A 26,309-nucleotide genomic window follows, 5' to 3' on the forward strand; every position below is an offset into this window, starting at 1 on the left:
GTCTACTTTTACTTGTTATTGAGTATTAAAATAATAGAAAACTCGTCTTTTCGACACAAAAAGCCGTCCGTAGACAGCTTCTTTTCATTATCTTACTTGTTCAAAGCGTAGGTGAACATTGATACGATCTCCGTAACCATTGCGCTCGAGGTCACGTTGGAGGCGATAAGAAATATAGTGCTCAGCAATCGCAATATAGCCTGCATCAATTAGACGGTGCTCCACCTGTGACTGAACCATACTAATCGTCGGGCGCTCTGTATGAGCTTCTTCCAAGTCTAACACGACTTTCTTAGTAACTTGAGCTAGATTTTGGCGCCAAGTATCATCAATGACATATACCGTGCGAGCAGCTTTTATAATCGCTTGATAAATTTTTTCTGGATCAAAGTCAACGACTTCTCCACTCCGTTTAATGACTTGCATAAGAAAGCTCCTTTCATTAGGTTTCCATATCCCTCTTACACTACTATTATCCAAGGATTCTAGCTATTTGTCAAGTTTTTTCCTTGAAATATGATATAATATTTTCAATACAAAAAAGGAGAATTTACATGACAAATGCTATGCCCAAACGTCAAGATATAGATGCCTCATTAACCTGGGATACTTCCCTCATCTATCCCAGTCACCAAGCCTATCAAGAAGCTCTTGCTGCCTACAAAGTGCAGGTTGAGCAGTTTGAACATCACTACAAGGACAAGCTCACTTCTGTCGAAGTGGTTATTGAGGCCCTTAAAGAATATGAAGCAATTCGTATTATTGACAGTAAGCTGAGCCACTATGCTTTTTTAAACCTAGATGTAGACAAGATGAATACGGAGCTTGCCGCTCTTGCCAACGAATACCAAATAACCATGGCTACTAGCTATCCCAAGGTTGCTTTCTTACAAACACAACTGGCTCTTCTTGAAGATGATATGCTAAGCCAGGTTAGCGCTAAAGAGCCTCAATGGACCAGCTATATCAATGATATTCTTCGGCAAAAACCACATCAACTGCATCCTTTACAAGAAGAATTATTAGCCAATTTTGCTCCAACATTTGAACAGCCCTACCGTCAGTATGAAACGACAAAATTTGAAGATATGACCTTTGACAACTTCACTGCAAATGGTCAATCCTACGGAAATAGCTACGTGCTATTTGAAAATGATTACGAAATCAGCCACGATACAGAAATTCGCCGCAATGCTGCTGCTAGCTTCTATTCTACCCTCAAAAAATACAAGAATACCACTGCGGCAGATTACTTATCTCACATCAAAAATGAGCAAATTGAAGCTAGATTACGTGGTTTCAACTCTACCATCGATTACTTGCTCTTTAGTCAACATGTCTCCCGTGATCTATTTGATCGCCAAATTGATGTGATTATGAAAGAACTAGCTCCTCATATGCGTCGCTATGTAAAGTTAGTCGCAAAAGCACATGGTCTTGACACAATCACCCACGCAGACCTAAAAATCAGTCTTCCATCAGACTTCAATCAACGGATTACACCTGAAGAATCTAAGCAGTTCTTAATTGACTGTCTGGGAATTTTGGGAGACGATTATATCAAGATGATTGAGCAAGCCTTTGATGAGCGTTGGATTGACTTTGCTCAAAACGAAGGAAAGGCCACAGGGGGGTATTGTGCAACCCTATATGATGGACCATCTTATATCCTCTTATCATGGACTGGTTTGATGAATGAGGTGCTAGTTCTCGCCCACGAGCTTGGACATGCCGGTCATTTCCAGTTGGCGAAAAAGCAAAGCGTTCTCAATTATGACCCGTCCCTTTACTTCATTGAAGCACCATCTACTGCCAATGAAGTACTGACCTGTAACACTCTCTTGAAACAAAATCAAGATCCTGCTTTCCAAGCCTACCTCATCAGTGAGTTGATTAGTCGTACCTACTTCCACAACATGGTCACTCACTTATTAGAGGCCGCTTTCCAACGCGAAGTCTATACACGTTTGGACAGGGATGAATATCTAAACGGAGAGATTCTTTGCCAAATCAAACTCGACATCATCAGAGAATTCTGGGGACAAGATTTTGAAATTGGAGAAGAAGCAGGTCTGATTTGGATGCGTCAACCCCATTACTACATTGGCTTATATCCATATACCTATTCTGCCGGTCTCACCATCGGAACAGCGATGGCCAAACAGTTGGAAGAAAATCCTGAAGCAGTTGTTGAAAAATGGCTCGAAACCCTTTCCCTAGGAGCTAGCCTATCTGCACAAGACCTTGCTAAGCACGCTGGTGTTGATGTCTCAACAGACAAACCTCTGAGAGACACCATTGCCTATGTCGGTTCTTTGGTTGATCGCTTAGAAGAGTTGATGTAATATTCAATAAAAACCCTATCTCGTTTTGATAGGGTTTTTATTGAGTTTTAGAACACTAATCCATAAAAGATAGCAGCTAGTAGTCCTCCGATGATGGGCCCTAGGACTGGTACAATCGCGTACCCCCAGTCTGAATCCCCCTTATGTTTCAGAGGAAGAATAGCGTGCATGATACGGGGACCTAGGTCACGCGCAGGGTTCAAAGCATACCCTGTTGGACCACCTAGAGAAACTCCGAGAGAGACAATCAAGGCTCCGACTGTCAAGGTCGAAAGACCGGCAGGCATATCATAGTTGCCAAACGCTAATAGACCAAGAACTAGAACAAAAGTACCGATTGCTTCACTGACTGTATTGGTAACGATATTGCGAATAGCTGGACCTGTTGAGAAAGTCGCAAGAACGGCTCCAGTATCTTCTGTCGCATCGTAGTGATCCTTATACATTGCATACACCAAGATACTACCGATAAAGGCTCCAACAAATTGAGCAGCGATGTAGGGGAGAACAGACGCCCAAGACAGATTTCCTGCATAGGCCATAGCGATGGATACCGCAGGATTCAAGTGAGCAGGTCCTAAGATTCCACTGACAAAAGCTGCCATTGCAACAGCAAGCCCCCAACCGACTGTAATGACAATCCAGCCAGCATCCTTGCTTTTACTCTTATTAAGGACTACACCTGCTACAACCCCATTTCCTAACAAGATAAGTAAGGTAGTTCCGATTACTTCACCCAATAATTCTTTTACCATATAGAATAGACTCCTTTTATTATACTACTGATCTGTTTCATTTCTTTAAGTAAGCCAAGTCATTCTTGACTAAGGTTTCGTCCAATAAGGTGCGCTGTGCCACTTGTTCTTCTTCAGACCAAGCGTAGTAAGCCGCCATTTCCTGCAATACATCCTCAACGATACCATCTAGTTGTTCCCGCATAAAGAGCATATAGTTGGTCCGACGAAGGAGATAATCTACTGCCGTCAAAGTCATCTCTTCTTTCATTGCATAATGAAGAGATAGTAAGTCACGTTGATTGAGATTGCTCACTGCTTCCACCTTGTGATGAAGTGCAAAGACCTTTGGTGCATTTGAACCATACAGATTTGCAAGGTAGAGCGCATCCTCATAGGCCAAACCTTTTTTAACCCCCAACTGTGCCAAATGTTCGATTTCTTCTGCCACATTAGCTGGATTCAATTCTCCACCGGATACAGGATAGGTTTTTGAATTGATCAATCGGAACTTGCGGCCATATTCGCTCTCAAGAATTGTGGCTACTTTTTCAAGGGCTCCTTCCGCCATTTTACGGAAATCAGTAATCTTCCCACCAGCAAGGATTAGCAGGCCGTTGTCATCACGATCAAGAGAGGAACCACGAGAAACAGCTGACGGATCCAAGTTTTTTTCAGATACACTACCCTCAAGTTGGGTCAAATCATGCTCCACATCGTCACGTGTTTTTTTATTGTCTAGGTAGGCTTTCACAGTATCAATTAGGGTATTAAAGCTATCATCACTCAATTTACCGTTATTTCCGCCGTTATAATCAGAAGCACCGTTTCCAGATAGCAACGGACGGAGACCAGCCCAGCCACTTTCAATATCATCGAGAGTCAAGTTAGCATCAGGGAAACGATTGTTGACGATATCCAGCAGATAATCAACATCCTCTTGCGTCACCATTGGATTTGCTAAATCACCGGAATAGTCTGTATCTGTCGTTCCAAAATAGGTCTTATTTTCACGTGGCAATACAAAGACCATTCGCCCATCTGCATAACCTGTATCAAAATAGGTCGGTTGCGGTACAGAAAGACGCGCGCTATCTACGACTAGATGGACACCTTTTGTTGGACGCATCTGCAAGAGTCCGCTGCCTTCACCACCAAGATTACGGACTTCATCGCTCCACGGACCTGTTGTATTGATGACGAGACGGGCACGGATTTCAAAGTGACTGTCTGTCAAGAGATCACGCGCGCCAATGCCGATAATCTTACCCTGTTCATCCTTGATGAAATGCTCTGCCTTGACACGACTTGCAATCAAAGCGCCGTCTTTCGCTGCACGCTTGATATTTTCAATCACTAGCCGAGCATCATTATTGCGAAAGTCAAGATAGACCCCGCCACCGACAAGCCCCTCTTGCTTCAAGTGCGGTTCGCGCTCTAAGACCTCTTCTTTTGTTAATACCTTATTAGCCAAGTCCGTATTATTAACACCTGCTAAAAGGTCATATAGATCCATGGCAACTTTTAGACGAAACATACTAAAAGTGGACCCTTCTTCATCATAAACCGGAAGGAGCATCGGGTCTGGTTTTGGAATGTGCGGTGCAATTTGTTGGACCACTGCACGCTCTGAAACCGTATCTGAGACAACTTCAACATCAAATTGTTTCAAATAGCGCAAACCACCATGAACCAATTTCGTAGAACGGCTACTTGTCCCTTCCGCAAAGTCTTGCATTTCAATCAAGGCTGTATCCATCCCACTTGCTGCTGCTTGTAAAGCTACACCTGCACCGGTAATTCCTCCTCCAATAATCAGCAAGTCAAGTTGCCTATCCTGCATTTTTTCAATAGCCAAGCGTCTTGTTTCTTTTGAAAATTCCATTTTCTGCTCTCTTTTCTATTCTTCTTCGTCTATTTCTGCAAATAACTGAGTCGCTGCAACTGCTTTCTTCCATCCCTTATATAATTGTTCCTTACGTGCATCGTTCATAGCTGGCTGGAAGGATTGACCGACGGCATTCAAGGTCTTTAATTCATCCAAATCTTTCCAGAAACCGACAGCCAGACCTGCAAGAAATGCTGCGCCAAGAGCTGTTGTTTCGAGGTTTTTCGCTCGTGCAATCTCAATCCCTAAAATATCTGCCTGGAACTGCATGAGAAGACTATTCATCGCTGCTCCACCGTCCACCTTCAAGACAGAGATGGGCATGCCCGAGTCAATTTGCATGACATCAATCACATCACGTACCTGATAAGCAATGGATTGGAGAGTCGCTTTTACAAAATCTTCCTTGGTGGTTCCACGTGTCAAACCAAAGACAGAACCGCGTGCTTCTGAATTCCAATACGGTGCGCCAAGACCTGTAAAGGCTGGGACTACATAGACTTCATCATTGCTGGTAGACTGACGCGCTAAGGCTTCAGATTCAGGAGATTCTTTCACCATACGCATACCGTCACGCAACCATTGAACAGCACTACCTGCAATGAAAACAGAGCCTTCAAGGGCATAGTAGACCTTGCCATTGATACCGTAACCGATTGTTGTTAGAAGGTTATTGGTCGACAACTGCATCTCTTCACCCGTATTCATCACGATGAAAGATCCTGTGCCATAGGTATTTTTCACCATACCTGGCTCAAAGGCCAACTGTCCAAACAAGGCTGCCTGTTGGTCACCTGCCATACCAGAAATAGGAACTTCTGCACCGTAGAAATGAAACGGTGCCGTCTTGCCATAAATTTCTGAATTAGACTTTACCTCTGGCAACATGGCCTTTGGAATATTCAAGAGGGCAAGGATTTCATCATCCCATTTCAGTTCCTTGATGTTATAAAGCATGGTTCGCGCTGCATTAGAATAGTCAGTCACATGGCATCGACCATTCGTCAACTTCCATACAAGCCAAGTATCAATGGTACCAAAGAGAATTTCTCCCTTTTCAGCTCGTTCCTGGGCGCCAGGAACTTGGTCTAAAATCCAACGAACCTTGGTTGCTGAAAAATAGGCATCGATGACCAAACCAGTCTTTTGATGAATCATATCCGAGTAACCATCGTGTTTCAACTGGTCAGCAAGATGGGCAGTTTGGCGGGATTGCCAGACAATGGCATTATAGATTGGAAGTCCAGTCTCCTTCTCCCAGACAACCGTGGTTTCACGCTGGTTGGTAATCCCGATTCCTTCGATTTGGGACGGATTGATGCCACTTTCGATAAAAGCTCCAGCGATGACCGATTGGACTGAATTCCAAATTTGATTGGCATTATGCTCTACCCAACCTGGTTTTGGGAAAATTTGCGGAAATTCCTTCTGATAACTTCCGACCTTCTCTCCTTTTTTATCAAAGATGATGGCGCGTGAGCTCGTCGTGCCTTGATCGATAGCCATGATGTATTTTTCTTGTGTCATAGGAGACCTCCGTTATTATATGATTGAAAACGCTTTCTGTTTTCTGCTTATCCTTATTGTAACGCATTTCTACAAGTAACTCCTATCAAAAAATAAGCATTTTAAAAAATTTTTGATAAGAATGAAAAAAGCAAGGATAGTACCATCATCTGACAAGCACTATCCTTATACTCTTGTTTTTGTTTTTCTACTCTCCAAACATTGAAAGGAGACTTTGTCAACTCGTCTCGGTGAATGAGGAGCAGAAGATGACACCCCTCAACGTCTTTCTATCGAAAACATGCTAGCTTCCAAACGTCGGGTGGCCTGTTTTTCTTTTTGTTTTTGAAGGTTAGCAATCATTTGTTTCAAGGATTGTAAATCACTGGCATATAGTCGTTTATGGAAACAATAGCAAGGTAGGTCTACAAGTACAGGTTCATCTGATATTAGAAGGTCATAGGTACTTGATGTCAAAAAGGGCTCAATCACAACCGCAGATTTTCGTTCAAATTCTCTTTGGAGTTGGAATAAAATTGGCTCAGCAATAATAGGAGATTGATAGGACAGAAAGCCAATGCGCATCACTACTGGCTGAACCTGACTGAGATAGTCAAAAAGTCCTGCCATATTCGCCACCTCCTCCTCGCATTGAAAGACAAGCCCAGGACCCTGAGGCTGATAAATCGTTTTTAAAACGCCTAGTAATAAGGTCCGAGCGCCAATCAGATGCTCCTGTTTTTCCTCAAGGGGGAATAGTTCCAAACTTCCCTTGAAAAAGTAGACTTTTCCTAATAATTGGTTAAGATAGTACAGAACTTCCTCATGAATGGGGAATCGATAGCCTATCTCTTCGCGAATTGTCTGATAGCACCGAGTGGTCGCTTCACGAATCGGTCCACCGAAGGCTAGAATACGCTCAATCTTTTGTGATGTCAAAATGGATTGGCTTACTAGAAAGGCAAACAACCCCATCACCTCCCCTTCGCGAATCATTGAGGGTTGGTATTGATAGAGAGTCAGGACAAAACTTCGTAATTCCTGATACCATTTTTGGTCAATATAAGGGGTCATCAACTGAATCAGTTCACCAAAATCCAACTCCTGTCCTCTCATACGTCTCTGAGAAATCCCTAACCAAAGAGATAGCTGAAGGGCCTGACGAGAATTAAAGCTGGTATCGAAAAAGCGCTCAAAAAGTGGGAGGTGATGGGCTACCTGACGGAAATAGGGGCAGCTACTGATACCTGACAGGGTCTTTGTTTGCAAAAAGAATTGGTAATAAAAATAACGGATTTGCAGTTCACTTCCTTTGAGACGACCGTTTCGTATGCTAATTTGAAAATCCTGCAAGAGATGATTGAGCGCAGCTAGTTGCCGATTGAGGCTAGCTTCACTTATCAGCAAATATTGGGCAAGGGCCTGAATAGTAAATTCTTCCTTATCAAAAAGATAGAGCAGAATTTGGTACTTAGTACTTATCTGACACAGATGGGCAAGCCAGTCCGCGTGTAACAGTGATTCCTTTTTCTCATAACGAACTACTTCGTCTTTCACTTGGAGAGATAGGCCCCACTTCCCCTCCCTTGCCTGGTCATTAAACGATTCGATATAACGGGCGAGGGTAGTGCGTGATAAGCCAAGTTTCTGACTGAAGTCTTTTAAAGATAGGCTGGATTGGCTGCCCCTTAGATACTCTGTGAGAAGATAGATAGCACGCTCTCGCTTTTCCAAAAGATCTTCAATCCTCATAGGCTTTCTCCTCTTGACGATGAAGATAGAGCTGACAGGCCTCTGTCACAATGGGAACAAGACTTGTATAGCGAGGCAGACAAAGCCAGCTTTGCTCTACCATATCCTGGGCTGTCATCCCCTTTGAAATGGCAAGGGACAATGTATTCATCTGATGAATATAGCGAGAGGTGGAAAGTAACTGCCCGCCTAAGAGTCGCCCGTCAGATGCTTGGACAATCAATTTAAAGGTCAACTCTTCTGTCTCCCACTGGCTAAAAGGTGTTTGTAAAACAACCGTATCCACATCTGTCCAAAGCTGGGCCTGCCGTTCGGTCAGACCAACACTCGTGATATTGTAGCCGAAAAGATGACTGGAAACCATTCGTTGCACTTCCTGCAGGGGGCGCCGTTTTGTGACTAGATTATAGGCCACCAAGCGTCCTGTCAAAATAGCATGATTGATGAGAGGAAGATAGGCCTTGCCAAAGAAGGCAAAGGGAAGTTGAATGAGGTCACCAATCGCAAAGATATTGGGCTGGCTAGTTTCTAAATATTCATCTACGATAAGCGTTTTGTCAGGATTGCAGTCTAATATTCCCCGAAACAGATCGGTATTGGGCTGGAAATTCGTCGCAAAGAGCAGATAATCCGCTTCATAGCTACCTTTCAGTGTATCGACCCTGACCTTATTACCAGTTGACGACAGGCTGATTTTCTCCACGATTTCTGCTGTATGTAGAGCAATGCGACGCTTCTTCAACTCCCGCTCAATACCAACCATAAGATCTGCATCCACATACCTTGCTAAGGGGGAATGTTCTGCTTCAAAAATCCGAATAGAGAGCGGTAGTTGACTGAGTGCCTCTGCACTTTCTAGCCCAATCTGTCCGCCACCAATGATAATGACAGAACTCGCTTCTTCTATCTTTTTCTGACTTTCTTGAGCGTCTGAAAAATACTTAGATGATAACATGCGAGCTTGAAGTTTTTCGTCCTCTATCTCCCAAACTTGCTTGGCTCCCATGGCCAAAATCAGAACATCATAGGCTTCTTCGATACTATTTCTTCCCTGCTCCAGCCTCAACAACTGATGGTCTGCATCTATTTGAATCAACTTGGTTTCTAAACGGATGTCTATCATGGTCTCTTGCACCTGACTCCACAATTCGCTCCGTGCTTCTTCAATATGTTCCAATTCCCCTTTTAATTGCCAGTTCAAGGCATTAGGAAAAAAGCCGACCTCCTTTTCCTTGTCGATTAACACAAGCTGTGCTTCGGGATAAAGTTGATGACATTCCAAAGCAGCGCTCATTCCTGCAAATGAAGCTCCTACGATGATGATTTTCATAGCATTTCCTCCGTTTTTCAGAACCTGCATTCACAAGTAAAGTACCTTTATAGAAGAAATATTTTCTGCTTCCCTCACTTTTTAATTTCTAAGTTCGGGCTTCTATGGTCACTTTCTTCTTTTTGGGTGACCAGTTGCAACAGTTCCCCGAAACTCTTGACAACGTATCCTTTTGATTTTTAAAGAGTATAAGATGGAAGTGCTGAATTGTGAATACATGTTCTTATTATACCACAAATAGTGTAAGGGGTTACAAGTTGTGTTATAGTCTTTTAGTTCACTTTTAGTACTTGCTCCACTAGTCTGGGAGAGTGAAACAGTTCGGTGAACTGTTTCAGCCTGAGCCTATAAATCCGAGAGCGAAGTAGGCAAGGTTGGAAATAGGGAAACGGAGTTTCTAACGACCACTTTTTTAATGAAAGGGGATAGGCTGAAAACCTCCACTGGAGCTTTTCACTCGTCAAGATACGAGGAGGTAAAACAACTCCTAGACAAAATAGAAAATGCGACGAAGAAGTAAAGGACGTTTGCTAAGGCAAACTCCTATTTCCTGCCTTCAAAGGTATACCATACCTTTGAAGCTAGGAGTATTTATTCTCGCTTTCCGATTTCTTGGCTCGGGTAAAACTGATCCACTGGATTAGTTTTATTGTCAGCGAGTTGTAGTCCGAGTTCAATTACAAGATACAAAGGGCGTGTAAAAAGCGACTGAAAAATAGGAGATTGACGACGTGTTTGTTGAACACGAGAAAATCTATCCCTAAAGGGATTCTCAGCTGTAATCAGCTAAAGCTGAAACAGCTGCCTATCTTTTTTCCGAGCTTTTAGCCCGTGTTCAATTCACCGAGACTCTTGACGACGTATCCTTTTGATTTTTAAAGAGTATAAATTAGGAAAGGAAAGTAGTTGAGTATGGGCTGGCTTGAAGAGAAATGCAAAGAATATAAAAAATGATTCAAGAAACATTTTTGAATCATTCATTTGTTTTTTTACCTACGAGCTCACAAGCATACCAGCCTGTAATTGATAGAGCTTATGATAGCTCCCTTCTTTTGCCAGCAATTCCTCATGTGTTCCACTTTCGACAATCTTGCCCTTATCAAGGACATAGATGCAGTTTGCATCTTGAATGGTCGACAGACGGTGTGCAATGGCAATCGTCGTGCGTCCTTGGCGCATTTTCTCAAGAGAGTGCTGAACGATCTGCTCGGTTTCTGAGTCAATATTAGCCGTTGCTTCATCTAAAATCAATATCTTGGGTTGACTTGCAACTGTACGTGCAAAAGCGAGTAATTGCCGTTGACCAGTTGAAAAACTACTACCACGCTCAGATACAAGAGCTTGATAGTGACCTGGTAATTTCTGGATGAAGGGGTCTGCATCCACAAACTTTGCTGCTGCGTACACCTCCTCCTCTGACAGTTCTTGATACATCCTGATATTGGACTCAACTGTACCATGGTATAAAAAGGGTTCTTGTAAGACGAGACCGATATTCTTACGTAAGGTTGCTTGTGAGAATTGCCGAATATCTTGCCCATCAATCAAGACCTGGCCTGAGTCAAATTCATAAAACCGCATCAAGACATTCACAATGGACGATTTCCCAGAACCTGTTGCTCCGACAAAGGCGATGGTCTCTCCTTGCTTTACCTGAAATGAAATCCCATCTAAAATCTTCCTTTTGCCATCATAGGAGAATGATACCTCTCGAAATTCGATGTTCCCCTCTTTAATGTGTGCGGAGCTATTTCCCTGAGTCGGCTCAAAACCTGCCTCATCAATCAAATCAAAGACCCGTCCTGCTGACACCATTGAAGTTTGCAGGGTAGAGAAATTCTGGGTCACTTCAATCAAGGGATCGAATAAGCGGTTGATATACTGGATAAACGCGTACATCAGCCCTGCTGAAATCCCGATTTCAAGACCACGAAAGCCAAAATAAGCCATTAACAGTGCATAAGCAAGTAGCTTCAACAGGGACATGGCTGGTCGTAAAAATAGGCTGTCTAACGCCATAGAACGATTGGCATAGGCCACATGCTCCTGATTGATTTCCTCAAATTCCGACTTTAGACGTTCTTCCTGCCGAAAGGCCTGAATGATTTGAATCCCTTCGATACTCTCTGATAGTTTGCTATTGATATCGCTCAAGAGACTTCTGGTCTTTGTAATCACCGCAACCGATTGTTTGCGATAAAGATTTACCAGAATAAAGATAAGAGGAAGTAAAAGAGCGACTAAGGCTGTCAGGTAAACATCTAGCATCAGTATGGTGTAAAGGGTCACGGTGAAGATAAAGACCGCTGAAATAAAACTCGATAAAATCCCTGAAAACATTTCAGAAATAGCTTCTGTATCGTTGGTAATCCGAGAGACAATCGACCCTGCTGGCGTCCTATCAAAGTAAGCCATACCTAAATGTTCCATATTGGAAAAAGCATCCTTGCGAATGTCACGCACAATACTGTACGATACTCTCGCAAAAAAAAGATTTCCAAAATACTGAATGACTGTCTGAAAAACATACATTAAGTAGTAACCGATTAAAAGTACCACCGCTGCCTGATTGACATTGTTTAAATAATGGTCAATAAAATGAGAAGCAATCAAGGGAATGATATTTTTTACAACCGTTGTCAATAAGAGGAGGCTAAGGGCAAGCACCGTCAGCCACTTATAGGGTTTTAGGTAGGTCAGCAGGCGTTTAAAAACGTCCCATTGATTCGCTATCTTCATTCGGTAATTCCTCCATTTCTAGCTGCTGTAAAGCATAGGTTTCTGCATACCAACCACCCTGCTCCAGTAATTCCTCATGGCTACCACGCTCAATAACATTTCCATCTTGCATGACCAGAATGAGGTCTGCATGGACAACTGCTGATAGGCGATGAGCCGCAAGGATCGTTGTCTTATCTTGCCGTGTTTGCTTGAGATTTTCAATGATGGCATGCTCTGTCTTGGCATCAACAGCTGACAAGGAATCATCTAAAATTAAAATATCTGGATTCAAAATCATCGCACGGCTAATAGCAATTCGTTGCTTTTGTCCCCCTGATAAGGAGACTCCCTTTTCCCCAATCAGCGTATCAAAGCCCTCTGGCATAGCAATAATATCATCATAAACCTGAGATAGCTTGGTTGCCTCTTCTACTTTTTCTCGTGATAAGGCAGGATTTCCGAAGCGAACATTTTCCAAAATGGTCGTTGCAAACAAGAATTGGTCTTGGGGGACGTATCCTATCAGCTGACGTAAATCAGATAAACGATAGTCACGAATATCGTGACCATTCAGCAAGATCCTACCAGCTGTTACATCGTGTTCACGTAAAAGCAATTTTATCAAACTGGTTTTTCCTGCACCAGTTTGTCCCACTAATCCTAGAGTTTGTCCTTTTTCCAAGGTAAAATAAAGATCAGAAAGTGTCTCATCCTCTTCGTAGCTAAATCGCTTTACATCATAGATTAAGCGCCCATTGGCAACATGCTCAACAGGATTTTCTGGATTTTTGATTGCCGACTCTTGGCTCAATAGCGTCTGGATTCGCTCATAGGATACGCTACCACGTTGCACCATATTAAATAAGAATCCAACAGCCATTAGAGGCCAGACTAACATATCCAGATAGGTCACAAAAGTTACCAAATCTCCAACTGTCACCTGCTCTTGGTCAATCATAACAGCTCCAACCGTCAAGGTTAAGACATAGGAAGCGCCGATAAAGAGTAGGACCAAGGGATTAAACAAGGCATCGTATCTCATGGTGTGCATATTTTTAGCAAAGGCCATCTCATTGACCTCTTGAAAGGCTCTCACTTCAGCCTCTTGATAGCCAAAGGATTTACTGACCTTGATCCCTGCTACGCTCTCTTGCACCTTGTTATTTAGATCTGAAAAAGCTGTTTGAGACTCCTTAAAAGCCTCATGTGTTTTCCGTCCTAACTTGCTGGTTGCAAGTGCCATAAAAGGTAGGGGAAGGACTGCAAGTAGGGTCATTTCCCACGAAATAGTGGTAAACATCATGAATAAGGTCACAAAGGCTGTAATGGAAGCATCGACCGCAGACATGACACCACCACCTGCTAAACGGGTCAAAGAATTGATATCATTGGTCGCATGCGCCATCAAATCTCCTGTTCTATGCTTCTGATAAAAGGAGGGCGACATCTTGGTAAAGTGTTCAAACAAGCGGTAGCGAATGACTTGTCCCAAACGATAGGAAGTTCCCAGAATATACATCCGCCAAATATAGCGCAGACCATACATAGCAACGGCTGCTAGAACTAGATACAAGAGTTGTAAGAGTAAGTCAGTCTTGGTCAGATTGCCACGTGTAATGGCATCGATGACCTGCCCCATAATTTTCGGTGGAATCAAATTTAAAACAGCCACTAGGCTCAGGGAAAGTATCCCGATGAGATAGCGCCGTTTTTCTTCTTTAAAAAACCACCAAAGATTTTTTATCATTGATATGAATATCCTTTCCATTGCTCAATCTTTTATTTGATACTCTTCGAAAATCAAAATTATCCGTTGTCAACTTGCCTTGATGAACTCCAGTTCTATCGTCGACTTCGTTTCCTAGGCTACTTTTGATTTTCATTGAGTATGAGTTGATGACGTAAAGAATCCTATTCAAGACATAGCAAAAGTAGGAATTACATACCACCAACCCCCATTTAAAAGATACCTAATACTCGGTCGCTTTTTTAATGCCCTTTGTATCTTGATGAATCGAACTCGGGCATAAAAATGAACCGGCGAGGCTACTGGTTGCCTAAGTCATCTGCTCCGATTCCCTATTTTTCTTTCCGTCCTCACATCTTAAATTGTTCCCACGGGGCTATTTTTGCTTTGCGTTTTTCATGGACTTCATTTCTTTCACCATAATTTTCTCGTAGTTATCAATCTTGTAGTCCAGCCGGCTAATGGCAGCTGATAGTTCATCAATCTTTTTCTGTAATTTTTCACGTTCAACAATCAAAATCGCACGACGCTCTTCTAGATGTTGATTGTCTCCGTCCTGACATAAGCTGATGTAGTCAATCAAACTTTCAACCGACACCCCAGCACTTCTAAAACAACGGACCAATTCTAAGGCTGCCACATCTCGCTCACCAAAATCACGGTTCCCTGCATGATTACGGTGAACTGGTGGAATCAAGCCAACTCGCTCATAGTAGCGGATCGTATCGCTCGACAAACCTAGTAAGTCACTGACTTTCTTAATATTCATCTGTTTACCTCTTTTCTCTACCAGTATACACCTTATACTCAATAAAAATCAAAAGGATACGTCGTCAAGAGTCTCGGTGAACGCCAGTTCTACCTTCGCCTTCGATATAATGAAATTAGCGGTGCTAATCTCATTTCCAACCTTTCACAATTCTTAATTGTGAAAGCTAGTCTACTTTTGATTTTTATTGAGTATTAGAGTCCACTCCAAGTCAAAAGAAAGAAGAAAGGGAGTGGGACTCAATCGTGATTCCGAAGTAATCCATGATCCTCACTCCTGTATTCCTTGATGTGAAATAAACTAATACTCAATAAAAATTAACAGTAAACTAGCTTCGTTTTTAGGCGAAGTTGTATTTTTATCCGCAACTTCCCTATTTCTCCATGACATCGACAATCGCCGCCGCTTCTTCCTCGGTACAAGCAAGGAGTGGTAGGCGCAGAGGCCCCACCTCAAACCCTCGATGATTGAGAACAGCTTTAAGGGGGGCTGGACTCGTTGTTGAAAAAAGTGCCTCTACTTTAGGGAGCAACCTGCGTTGGATAGCGGCAGCTTCTACCACATTTCCCTTGTCTAGGGCCTCAAACATCGCATAAAAATCATCTCCATTGGTATGGGCAGCGACACTCACCACACCTTGAGCACCTAAAGCCTTAGCATGGAAGGCCTCACCATCTTCACCTGTATAGACCAGAAAATCTTCCGGTGCATTTTCTACAAGATGGGAAATACTAGCGACACCTGTACAGTCCTTAATCGCAATGATATTGGGATGTTGAGCCAAGCGTAGCGATGTTTCTACCGTCAAGCCAGCCACTGTACGTCCTGGTACATTATATACCATAATCGGAAGACTGCTAGCATCAGCAATCGCTTTATAATGCTGATACAATCCTTCTTGGGTAGGCTTATTATAGTAGGGAGTTACGGCAAGTCCAGCCGCAAATCCACCAAAAGCTGCCACCTCACGCGCAAAGGCAATCGAATCTCGCGTATCGTTGGTCCCAATCCCTGCAATCAAGGGTACACGACCTGCCACAATCCGCTGAACGTGCGCAAAAAGCTCTAGTTCTTCCTCATGGGTTAGAGTTGGACTTTCCCCGGTTGTCCCCGCTAAAATCAGACCCTCAGTGTGGTGCGAAAGTAAATGTTCAATCAACTTAGGCAATGCCTTAAAGTTGATACTTCCGTCCTCGCGAAAAGGCGTTACAAGCGCCGTAATAATACGTGCTTTTCTCAAATCTTCTACTGACATTTTCTTCCTCCTAAGTGATGATCTCGTTTAGTTTACGGTGAACACAAGTTCTTGAGTCGGGCGAACCAAACCGCGTGCGTGAAGCGTTTCAGCAATTTGAACAGAATTCCAGGCAGCTCCCTTCAAGAGATTATCAGACACAACCCACATATGGATACCTTTTTCAGCATCCAAATCTTTACGGATGCGACCAACAAAGGTTTCACGTCTCCCCACCGCATTGATGGCCTGTGGGTAAATCTGATGTGCCACATCATCTTCTAAAACCGCGCCTGGAAAAGCTGCAATAGCAGCCTTCACTTCTTCAATTTGCGCTACTTCCCTCGTTTCAATATAGACAGACTCTGAGTGAGCAGATAAGACTGGGATACGAACACAAGTCGCAGAGACAGCGATGCTGTCATCTTCCATGATTTTTTTCGTTTCCTTGGTCATTTTCATCTCTTCGTAGGTATAATCATTATCCGTAAAGAGGTCAATTTGTGGTAGAGCATTAAAGCCAATCGGATAATGCTTTTTATCACCACCAGACGGCAAGATATTGGCTACTACATCTTTCGGGGCTACACCGTCATTTAAAACGGCCCGCAACTGTTCCTGAGTTTCCAAAATGGCTCCCATACCTGCTCCTGATACGGCCTGATAGGTTGATACGATAATCCGATTCAAACCCCATTTTTGACGAATTGGCTCTAATGCCACCATCATCTGGATAGTGGAACAATTCGGACAAGCAATAATTCCCTTATGAGCATCGAGCGCATGTGCATTAACCTCAGGTACGACAAGTGGTACATCTGGATTTTGGCGGAAATAAGAGGTGTTATCAACCACAACAGCCCCTGCCTTGACCGCATAAGGAGCATACTTGGCAGAAGTTGACCCTCCCGCAGAAAACAGTGCAATGTCGACACCATCAAAGGCATCTTCTGTTGTTTCTTCTATCGTTATTTCCTGTCCTTTAAACGGCAAAGTCTTACCGGCTGAACGAGCAGAAGCCAAATAGCGTACCTTGTCAATCGGTAAAGTAGATTCTTCCAACATCTGAATCATTTGCGCCCCTACGGCACCAGTTGCACCAACAATGGCTACTGTATATCCCATAAACTACCCCTTTTTTCAATTTTCTAAACATTTGTATATACCTGCTATTATATACTTTTTTCTAATAAATGAAAAGACCCTCACAGGATTCTTGAAAAAGAGTACAAATAATAGCAAAAAAGACCAAGATTTCTCTCAGTCTAAGGGCACTTTCGTGTGATAAGCAGGTTCACACAACTTATCAAGGTCCGCTCCTGCGTTTTGACCTCCCTAGCGTGAAAGTGGCTACTGCCACGTTCGGCTCATCGCATGACTTCATTATAACAGATTTTTCTAGGAATGCAAGAGCTCTACTACTTTTTCCTCTCCTGGTTGAATCACAACCTCCACCGTATCCCCTGCCTCTCTCCCAATTTTTTGACAAATCTTCTTCGGGATACCGATGATGTGGCAAAGCTCCCCTTCATTCCTGACTCCCATATTGACAAGGGAACCCTCATAGGATTCCCTATCAAAAAATACTTGAACCTTGAGACGTCCCTTACCAGATTCCTCTCGAATATCATAGGGAAAAGACAATATAGAATCTTCCTTTATCTAACACAGGATGAATCTTAGCTTGAAATCTATATTCTTTATTCATTCTTTTCCTACAGATACTTACTAGCTTCACGAATACTAAGGGGAGCTAGAGTTTCCTCATGCTGTGCAATAAAATTCCTTACCCATGTTGGGTTGACTTTGGAATAGTCTCGTAAACTCCAGCCAATGGCCTTGTTGATGAAAAACTCTGCCTGCCCAAGATTGTTGATTAAAATCTTTTCCAACAAATCCGTATCCGTGTCCTGCTTCCGCAATAATTGATGATTGATCGCAACCCTACGCAACCAAATATTATCAGAAAGGCTCCAATCTAGTAGGACGGACTTGACTTCTGGGTAGCGAAACGCAATGTCACCAACTAATTCATCCAAGCCATCCACTGAATCCCACCACGAGTTCCTTGTTATCAATCTTTCCAGACGAGGCAAATCCTCTGGAGTTAACATATGCTTATTCATGATAAGATAATCAATCGCAACATAGTGCATTTCTCTATAGCAACTCTCCCAAGCCTGCTCAATAAAGGTCCAATGAAGTGTTTTTTGCTTATAGGGTTTTAAAAATTCCTTGGTTATCTTTCTGCGTACTGGCGTTCTCACCCCTAAAAAAAGAAATTGATGCCGAAGGTAGGCCGCCATTTTCTCTGCATCTTTTGCAGAAGCAACCGCCTCTAATTGTTGTTGGATTACCTCTACCTTCATCTATTTATCCCCTCTATCAAACTTTTTTTGTAGCCAGACAATATCGTACCACTGGTCAAATGTAGCGTCAACCTTTTGCCATGGGCTACCCTATCATGATTCGCACACAGTCAATCGCTTCGCTCCTTCTACCTTGTGCAAACAAAATGTTCTACATGTATATTTTAACATACCATTCGTCTTAAATAAAGTTTGAGAAGTAGGACGTTCAACTCACTATCAAGAAAATAAACATCCTCCCTCTCATGACTATTTCCCTATGTATCTACCAACCATAGTGAGGAAGGAAGCCAGCCCGCCAGCTGCATAAAAAAATGGGAGTTTGTTCTGACTGATGCTAGTTATAGCTAATCCCTTTAAAGATAACTGTTCCAGCTCCAAAAGTAAGTACACCTTTGGAGCTGGAAACAATTTTTTAATCATTAGAATAGACCAATCGCTGTGCCATCCCCTGCCACATCCATATTTAGGGCAGCAGGCAACTTAGGTAGACCTGGCATAGTCATGACATCTCCTGTAAGAGCTACGATGAAGCCTGCTCCCAATTTAGGGACAAATTCACGAATAGTAACCTCAAAGTTGTCAGGCGCACCAAGGGCTGTTGGATCATCTGAAAAACTGTATTGTGTTTTAGCCATGCAGACAGGGAGTTTATCCCATCCCTGCTGAGCAAATGCTGCTAATTGAGTACGAGCTTTCTTTTCAAATACCACTCCTGTTCCACCGTAAATCTCCGTCACAATCTTAGTCACTTTTGTTTCCAAGCTATCCTCTTCTTGATAGAGACGTTTATAGTTGGCGGGACTCGTTGCAATCGTTTGGACAAGAGTTTCTGCAAGTTCCACTCCACCTTCAGCACCATTTGCCCAGACACTTGTAAGCTCAACAGGTACCTCTATTGCGGCACAGAGCTCTTTTAGGGTCGCAATTTCTGCGGGTGTGTCTGATACAAATTCATTGATGGCAACGACTGCTGGAAGACCATATTTCTTCACATTTTCAACATGGCGTTTGAGATTTGCAAACCCTAATCGGACTGCCTCAACATTTTCCTCTGAAAGATTGTCTTTTGCTACACCACCATGCATTTTTAGGGCGCGAAGAGTTGCGACAATCACAACTGCATCCGGAGCCTTTGGCAGGTTGGGGGTTTTTATATCTAGGAATTTTTCTGCCCCAAGATCCGCACCAAATCCTGCCTCGGTCACTACATAATCTGCCAAGCGAAGTGCTGTAGCAGTCGCTAAAACAGAATTGCAGCCATGAGCGATATTGGCAAAGGGACCACCATGCACAAAGGCAGGTGTACCGTAAATGGTCTGAACAATATTCGGTTTAAGGGCTTCTTTCAAGAGCAGGGTCAAGGCTCCTTCGACTGCTAAATCTCTGACATAAACTGGACTGCGATCAAAACGATAACCGATGACAATATTTGCAAGGCGCTCCTTCAAATCAGTCAAATCTGTTGCGAGACACAAAATGGCCATAATTTCAGAAGCAACTGTAATGTCAAAACCGTCCTCACGCGGAATACCATTTAAGGGACTACCCAAGCCAATGGTCACCTTGCGCAGAGCGCGATCATTCAAATCTACCACGCGCTTCCAGATAATCCGACGTTGATCAATCCCCAAACTATTTCCTTGGTGAATGTGGTTATCTATCAGGGCAGAAAGAGCATTATTGGCAGTTGTAATGGCATGCATGTCACCTGTAAAGTGCAGATTGATGTCTTCCATTGGCAAGACTTGGGCATGTCCACCACCAGCAGCGCCTCCCTTAATCCCCATCACAGGACCGAGCGATGGCTCGCGAAGGGCAATCATGGTTTTTTTACCAATCTTAGAAAGCGCATCAGCTAGACCGATGGTCACTGTGGATTTTCCCTCCCCAGCAGGTGTCGGATTGATAGCCGTTACTAAGATTAGCTTGCCAAGCGCATGTTCCTTGACTGCTTCTATCTTTTCAAAGGATAATTTGGCCTTGTATTTTCCATATAATTCCAAATCATCATCACCAATCCCTACTTTTTTGACAACCTCTCCAATCGGTTGTAACACTACGCTTTGTGCAATTTCAATATCTGTTTTCATAGCAACTCCCATCTGTTTGTTGAAAGTAGTATATCAAAAACTTCACGAAAGCGCATGTTTTTAGAATAGATTATTTTTAACGTACGGTTTTTACCCACGATAGTGATAAGATTTAAAACATCATTCGTTTATCTTCCGTATTTCCCTCCTATCTCTACTGATAGAAAGTCGCTCCTAAAACTTTACCTAAAACGGATTTTCTAGTACAATAGACAGTATGAAAATTTTGATTACATCTGGCGGAACCAGTGAAGCCATTGACCGTGTCCGCTCTATCACTAATCATGCTACAGGTAGCCTAGGAAAAATCATGGCTGAGAAATGCTTAGCTGCTCAGCTTGAGGTGACCCTAGTGACCACAAAGACAGCTATCAAGCCATCGTATCAGGACGGTTTGACCATTGTTGAGATTACCGATGTCGCAAGTCTCATTCATACCCTAGAAGAGCTAGTCCCGCTGCACGATGTCATGATTCACAGTATGGCCGTGTCGGACTACAGCCCTGTTTATATGACTGGTCTTGAGCAGGTAAAGATGGCTCCGAATCTCGAAAGTCTACTAGATGAGACCAATGCTGAGGAAAAAATTTCCTCAAACGACGAGTACCAAGTGCTTTTTCTCAAAAGGACGCCGAAAGCCATCTCCCTTATCAAGCAGTGGAATCCGGATATTCTGCTAATTGGTTTTAAACTCTTGGTAAATGTCTCACAGGATGAACTCTTTCGGGTGGCACGTGACAGCCTCATCAAAAATCAGGCAGACTATGTCCTTGCAAATGATTTAACGGACATCGGACCAAACAGACACAAGGCCTACCTGCTCACCCAAGAACAGGTCTACCCTGCCCACACTAAGGAAGAAATCGCAGACATCATCCTTGAAAAAATAGTAAAAAAAAGGAGATAGTATGGCCCGTATTACCCTAGCCGTTACAGGCTCCATATCAGCCTACAAAGCAGCAGATTTGACCAGCCAACTGGGAAAGTTAGGTCATTTCGTCACGATTTTAATGACTGATGCCGCTACCCAATTCATCACCCCGCTGACCCTTCAAGCTCTCTCGAAAAATCTTGTCCATACCGATGTAATGGTGGAGGAAAAACCTAACTCTATCAAGCACATTGATTTGGCCAAACAGACAGATCTCTTTCTTGTGGCACCTGCTTCTGCACAAACCATTGCCAAACTTGCTCATGGCTTTGCAGACAATATCGTTACAGCAGTCGCATTAGCTCTTCCTGCTACTACACCAAGACTCATCGCTCCGGCTATGAATACCAATATGTACCAAAACCCTGCCACTCAAGAAAATTTACAACGGCTTCAAGGCTACGGATTTGTAGAAATCCCTCCTCGGAATGCCTTGCTTACCTGCGGTGATGTTGGAACAGGCGCCCTAGCTACCGTCGATGTTATTTTAGAGAAAGTGAGTAAAACGCTTCATGAAACAAACTAAATCAACCCAAGTTGCAACCCTATCTCTCTTTTTTGCCGTCATGATTGTGATAGACATTCTAAGCTCTGTTTTCTTTAATCTATTACCAGTTCCTATTAAACCGACCATTGTTCACATCCCAGTAATCATTGCGTCTATCTTATATGGACCAAAAGTCGGGGCAACTCTAGGGGGTATGATGGGGATTTTGAGCGTCGTTCACAATACCATTATCTTATTGCCAACCAGCTACCTCTTTTCTCCCTTCGTTGAAAACGGGCAATGGTACTCCCTCATTGTCGCCATTGTTCCTCGGATTTTAATCGGAGTAAGCCCCTATATCATCTATCGTTTATCCCCCAAGCGTATCGGGCTGGTCGTTGCTGGGGCTATTGGCTCTATGACCAATACCGTCTTTGTTCTCGGAAGTATCTTCTTCCTCTTTTCTTCCATCTATAACGGGGATGTAAAAGCCATGCTCGCAACGATTATCGGGACAAATTCAATCGCCGAAATGATCATTGCAGCCTTTTTAACAGCAGCTATTATTCCTACCTTGCAAAAAGCAAAAAAATAAAAAGAAAATCACGTGAAAGCGTGCTTTTTCATTTCAAAAATGGTATAATGAAAGCGTTTAATAGAATATTATAAAAAGGAGAACTTACAATGACCTATCAAGAACAGTATCAAACATGGCTCGATTATGCAGAACTTCCTGATTATTTACAGGAAGACTTGCGTAAAATGGATGAAAAAACCAAAGAAGATGCCTTTTATACATCGCTTGAATTTGGAACAGCTGGTATGCGTGGTCTGATTGGCGCAGGTACTAACCGCATCAATATTTACGTTGTCCGCCAAGCGACGGAAGGTTTGGCTCGCCTCATCGAGTCAAAAGGTCAAGAAGCCAAGGAAAGAGGGGTTGCCATCGCCTATGATTCCCGCCACTTCTCACAAGAATTCGCCTTTGATGCAGCTCGAGTTCTCGCTCAACACGGTATCAAAGCCTATGTCTTTGAAGAACTGCGTCCGACCCCTGAGCTATCTTTTGCTGTTCGCCATCTCCACACTGTCGCTGGAATCATGATTACTGCCAGCCACAACCCCGCTCCTTATAATGGATACAAGGTGTATGGTGAAGACGGAGGGCAAATGCCTCCAGCAGATGCGGATGCCTTGACAGACTATATCCGCGACATCACCGATCCATTTACGATTCCTGTAGCAGAGTTGGAGGCCGCACAAAGCACAGGGCTTATCGAAGTGATTGGGGAAGCAGTTGATAGTGAATATCTGAAAGAAATCAAAGATGTTAATATCAACCAGAGTCTCATCAATGAGTATGGTCGCGATATGAAAATTGTCTTTACTCCACTTCACGGTACCGGTGAGATGCTCGCCCGTCGTGCATTGGCACAAGCAGGTTTTGAGTCTGTCCAAGTCGTAGAAAGCCAGGCAAATCCTGATCCAAACTTCTCAACTGTGAAATCACCAAATCCAGAAAGCCAATCTGCTTTTGCTCTTGCAGAAGAATTAGGACGCCAAGTAGATGCAGATGTACTGGTAGCTACAGATCCAGATGCAGACCGCCTCGGAGTAGAAATCCGCCAAGCTGATGGTAGCTATCGTAATCTTTCTGGTAACCAAATTGGAGCCCTTATCGCCAAATACATCTTGGAAGCCCACAAGCAAGCAGGAACCCTGCCAGCAAATGCTGCGCTTGCTAAATCTATCGTCTCTACTGAACTCGTTACCAAGATTGCAGAAAGCTATGGCGCAACCATGTTCAACGTCTTGACTGGCTTCAAATTTATCGCAGAAAAAATCCAAGAATTTGAAGAGACGGACAACCATACCTATATGTTTGGATTCGAGGAAAGTTTCGGCTACCTCATCAAACCATTCGTGCGTGATAAAGATGCCATCCAAGCCGTCCTTATCGTTGCAGAAATTGCGGCTTACTACCGCTCTAAAGGTTTGACCTTGGCTGATGGTATCGACCAAATCTTCGCTGAATATGGTTACTATGCAGAAAAAACGATTTCTGTCACTCTATCTGGTGTAGATGGCAAAGCTGAAATCAAGAAAATCATGGACAAGTTCCGCAGCAATGCTCCTGCACAATTCAACCAAACAGATATTGCTCTACTAGAAGATTTCCAAGAACAAATAGCAACGGATAAAGAAGGCAAGGTTACTACCTTGACTACTCCACCAAGCAATGTCTTGAAATATACCTTGACAGACGACTCTTGGTTTGCTGTTCGCCCATCTGGTACCGAACCAAAAATCAAGTTCTACATCGCGACAGTTGGTACAGATATGGCTAATGCAGAAGAAAAGATTGCAGCCATTGAAGCTGAAATCAATGCATTTGTAAAAGACTAATCCTCTAAACCCGGGCCTCGACCCCTGGTATTCCAGATGATCCCCTGTGATTGTCTGGAAGGGGATTTTTGAGACTCAGGATCAAAAATGAAATGTAAAACTGCAAAGGAGTTTGCTTCTGCCCGCACTACTTAAAATAAATAGCAAATGATACTACCTATAGGTAGCTATAGAAACACAAATAAAGATTGAGGAACTCTCAATCTTTATTTGTGTTTCTAATCCTTTCACAGGAAATCTAACATTGGGAAAAGTCCACCATAAAGGAAGTGATTCTTTTGGAAATAAGATAGTATGCTACATATTTGTGAGCCACCCTAACAGGTTCATACTTACAGACACTTATCTAATTGGATTACAAACCGAATTCTACAATTCCTTCATCATTTATACAGATCACATGTAATCAATATAGGGTAGCTTGATAGGTATTTATTTGAATGTAATAAACCGACTCAGTATCTATGGAGTCTATAGTAAAATCTGGTGGACTTCTCCCCTTACCTCCTCTCCTTGGAGAAGAACTTGTAAGCTATTAAGTGCTTCTTCTTTCCTTCTTTTCACCTCTATCATATCATTTTTGTAAAGCGTTTTCAAGAATTTATAAGCACTTCTATCACGATTTTTGTGTATTTTTTGCAGGCTATCATTTCAAGTCTTGCTTTCCAGCCAAATAACTATCCCACATCTTTTGTTGTGGCTTAGCAAAAGGATAGCGGTGAAAGTCTTCGACCGCAACCCAGCGGATTTCTCGCTCCGTTGGCAGGAGTGTACTTGAAGCAAGTCCTTCTAAAAGCTCAATCTGCCATTTACGATGACTAAAGACATGCTGAACAGGGGAAAATTGCTCTGCCTGCCATTCAATTATTAACGGATACAGCTGCTTAAATTCACTCCGAACATCAACTGGTGGACTATCTTCTGCTACCTCAAACAAGGATAGCTGTGGGGAGTTAGCCTCTCCTTTTTTTAGTAAGGGAAAAGACCAAAAGCCCTCTAGTAGGCTGGACTGCTGATTTTTTTCGAGTAAAAATTCATTCTTTTCATTGCGGATAATGAAGGCCTGATAAGCAACTGGTACGGGCTTTTTCTTAGGTGCTTTTATCGGATATTTCTCCATGGTTCCATTGCGATATGCTGCACTAAACTCCTTAATCGGACTATCTTCAGGTCGTGGATGAAGCGGTGATTCAATGTCTGACCCCAAATCCATTAGGGCTTGATTAAAATCTCCCGGTCTGGTCGGATCAATCAATTCCTCCATGATTGCTTGAAAAATTTTACGGTTCCCCGGTACACCAATATCATAATCCACTTCAAACAAACGGCTCATAACCCGCATGACATTCCCATCCACGGCTGGCTCTGGTAAGTTAAAAGCGATACTAGCAATAGCCCCTGCGGTATAAGGTCCGATTCCTTTCAGACTAACAATTTCCTCATAAGTTTTTGGAAAGGAACCATTAAAATCTACCATCATTTGCTGGGCAGCCTTTTGCATATTGCGTACCCGTGAATAATAGCCCAGACCCTCCCAGAGCTTTAATAGCATTTCTTCTGGTGCTTCTGCCAATGCTCTAATCGTTGGTAGGTGGTGTAAAAAACGCTCATAATAGGGTTTGACCGTATCAACCCGCGTTTGCTGGAGCATAATTTCAGAGACCCAAATCGCATATGGATCTTTAGTACGACGCCAGGGTAAATCGCGCTTATTGTCATCGTACCACTGGAGCAAAACTTTTCTGAATGCTTCTATCTTGTCGTGCGGCCACATTTCAATGCCGTATTTTTTAAAATCAAACATAAGACCAGTATACCACAAACATCGCCTCTCCCTCTAGTTATACTCACTTAATTTATACCTAAAGGTAGCCACAGCTGTAATTGACTAAAACTGAAAAAAATCAAATAGAAGCAGGGAGGGATGATATAGTTGTTTCACTTTAAAACATGACGACTACGCTTATCAGTTGTCACTAGGCTTAGCTATCATGACG

The 26,309-nt window shown here is 43.0% G+C and carries 20 protein-coding genes; 5 read left to right on the plus strand and 15 right to left on the minus strand.

What is annotated here, in order from left to right:
• Positions 1–87: 87 nt before the first annotated feature.
• On the minus strand, positions 88–426 hold the full coding sequence (locus BVE84_RS05915; RefSeq protein WP_075099752.1) for an ATP cone domain-containing protein: 339 nt from the start codon (positions 424–426) through the stop codon (positions 88–90).
• A 128-nt stretch (positions 427–554) separates the two neighbouring features.
• On the opposite strand from BVE84_RS05915, the gene pepF reads away from it, so the two are divergent.
• Positions 555–2,345 (plus strand): oligoendopeptidase F, encoded by a 1,791-nt coding sequence (gene pepF / locus BVE84_RS05920; protein WP_076996143.1) that lies wholly within the window; start codon positions 555–557, stop codon positions 2,343–2,345.
• Between the two features lie 47 nt (positions 2,346–2,392).
• Here pepF and BVE84_RS05925 read toward each other — a convergent pair whose 3' ends face one another.
• The 13 genes from BVE84_RS05925 to BVE84_RS05985 form a co-directional block, all read right to left on the minus strand.
• Complete coding sequence (locus BVE84_RS05925; protein WP_076996144.1) at positions 2,393–3,100, minus strand: MIP/aquaporin family protein; 708 nt, start codon at positions 3,098–3,100, stop codon at positions 2,393–2,395.
• Positions 3,101–3,137: 37 nt separating this feature from the next.
• Positions 3,138–4,964: a type 1 glycerol-3-phosphate oxidase gene (glpO, locus tag BVE84_RS05930; RefSeq protein WP_076996145.1), complete on the minus strand. Its 1,827-nt coding sequence runs from the start codon at positions 4,962–4,964 to the stop codon at positions 3,138–3,140.
• Positions 4,965–4,979: 15 nt separating this feature from the next.
• Positions 4,980–6,494: a glycerol kinase GlpK gene (glpK, locus tag BVE84_RS05935; RefSeq protein ID WP_076996146.1), complete on the minus strand. Its 1,515-nt coding sequence runs from the start codon at positions 6,492–6,494 to the stop codon at positions 4,980–4,982.
• Positions 6,495–6,752: 258 nt separating this feature from the next.
• Positions 6,753–8,225, minus strand: a complete 1,473-nt coding sequence (locus BVE84_RS05940) for an AcpB/EbpR/MafR family transcriptional regulator (protein ID WP_076996147.1) — start codon at positions 8,223–8,225, stop codon at positions 6,753–6,755.
• A complete protein-coding gene (locus tag BVE84_RS05945) occupies positions 8,215–9,555 on the minus strand; it encodes an FAD-dependent oxidoreductase (RefSeq protein ID WP_076996205.1) in 1,341 nt (446 codons plus the stop codon). Before BVE84_RS05945 ends, BVE84_RS05940 begins: the two co-directional genes overlap by 11 nt.
• Positions 9,556–10,548: 993 nt before the next feature.
• Complete coding sequence (locus BVE84_RS05950) at positions 10,549–12,294, minus strand: ABC transporter ATP-binding protein (RefSeq protein ID WP_076996148.1); 1,746 nt, start codon at positions 12,292–12,294, stop codon at positions 10,549–10,551.
• On the minus strand, positions 12,263–14,029 hold the full coding sequence (locus BVE84_RS05955) for an ABC transporter ATP-binding protein (RefSeq protein WP_076996206.1): 1,767 nt from the start codon (positions 14,027–14,029) through the stop codon (positions 12,263–12,265). The genes BVE84_RS05950 and BVE84_RS05955 overlap by 32 nt, the downstream gene beginning before the upstream one ends.
• A gap of 370 nt (positions 14,030–14,399) precedes the next feature.
• Entirely contained in the window at positions 14,400–14,792 is a 393-nt protein-coding gene (nmlR, locus tag BVE84_RS05960; protein ID WP_076996149.1) for a stress response transcriptional regulator NmlR, read from the minus strand.
• A 373-nt stretch (positions 14,793–15,165) separates the two neighbouring features.
• Positions 15,166–16,047, minus strand: coding sequence for a 4-hydroxy-tetrahydrodipicolinate synthase (gene dapA / locus BVE84_RS05965; protein ID WP_076996150.1), 882 nt, complete (start codon positions 16,045–16,047; stop codon positions 15,166–15,168).
• A 27-nt stretch (positions 16,048–16,074) separates the two neighbouring features.
• Complete coding sequence (locus BVE84_RS05970; RefSeq protein WP_076996151.1) at positions 16,075–17,151, minus strand: aspartate-semialdehyde dehydrogenase; 1,077 nt, start codon at positions 17,149–17,151, stop codon at positions 16,075–16,077.
• Between the two features lie 273 nt (positions 17,152–17,424).
• Positions 17,425–17,670 carry a DUF1905 domain-containing protein gene (locus BVE84_RS05975; protein WP_370592833.1) on the minus strand — a complete coding sequence of 82 codons (246 nt, stop codon included), beginning with the start codon at positions 17,668–17,670 and terminating at the stop codon, positions 17,425–17,427.
• A 71-nt stretch (positions 17,671–17,741) separates the two neighbouring features.
• Complete coding sequence (locus BVE84_RS05980) at positions 17,742–18,395, minus strand: DNA alkylation repair protein (protein ID WP_076996152.1); 654 nt, start codon at positions 18,393–18,395, stop codon at positions 17,742–17,744.
• Between the two features lie 422 nt (positions 18,396–18,817).
• Positions 18,818–20,488: a formate--tetrahydrofolate ligase gene (locus tag BVE84_RS05985; RefSeq protein WP_076996153.1), complete on the minus strand. Its 1,671-nt coding sequence runs from the start codon at positions 20,486–20,488 to the stop codon at positions 18,818–18,820.
• 217 nt (positions 20,489–20,705) lie between these two features.
• Between BVE84_RS05985 and BVE84_RS05990 the strand changes: the two genes are divergently transcribed.
• The 4 genes from BVE84_RS05990 to BVE84_RS06005 all read left to right on the plus strand — a co-directional run bounded on the left by BVE84_RS05990 (position 20,706) and on the right by BVE84_RS06005 (position 24,312).
• Entirely contained in the window at positions 20,706–21,395 is a 690-nt protein-coding gene (locus tag BVE84_RS05990; protein WP_076996154.1) for a phosphopantothenate--cysteine ligase, read from the plus strand.
• 1 nt (position 21,396) lies between these two features.
• Entirely contained in the window at positions 21,397–21,945 is a 549-nt protein-coding gene (gene coaC, locus BVE84_RS05995) for a phosphopantothenoylcysteine decarboxylase (protein WP_076996155.1), read from the plus strand.
• Positions 21,932–22,501, plus strand: coding sequence for an ECF transporter S component (locus tag BVE84_RS06000; RefSeq protein ID WP_076996156.1), 570 nt, complete (start codon positions 21,932–21,934; stop codon positions 22,499–22,501). The genes coaC and BVE84_RS06000 overlap by 14 nt, the downstream gene beginning before the upstream one ends.
• A gap of 89 nt (positions 22,502–22,590) precedes the next feature.
• The gene (locus BVE84_RS06005; RefSeq protein WP_076996157.1) at positions 22,591–24,312 is read left to right on the plus strand and encodes a phospho-sugar mutase; all 1,722 of its coding nucleotides are present in this window, start codon (positions 22,591–22,593) and stop codon (positions 24,310–24,312) included.
• A 646-nt stretch (positions 24,313–24,958) separates the two neighbouring features.
• On the opposite strand, the gene mutY is transcribed toward BVE84_RS06005, so the two are convergent.
• On the minus strand, positions 24,959–26,116 hold the full coding sequence (gene mutY / locus BVE84_RS06010; protein ID WP_076996158.1) for an A/G-specific adenine glycosylase: 1,158 nt from the start codon (positions 26,114–26,116) through the stop codon (positions 24,959–24,961).
• Positions 26,117–26,309 lie beyond the last annotated feature (193 nt).

The sequence above is a fragment of the Streptococcus azizii genome, from assembly GCF_001984715.1.
GTDB classification, from domain to species: domain Bacteria; phylum Bacillota; class Bacilli; order Lactobacillales; family Streptococcaceae; genus Streptococcus; species Streptococcus azizii.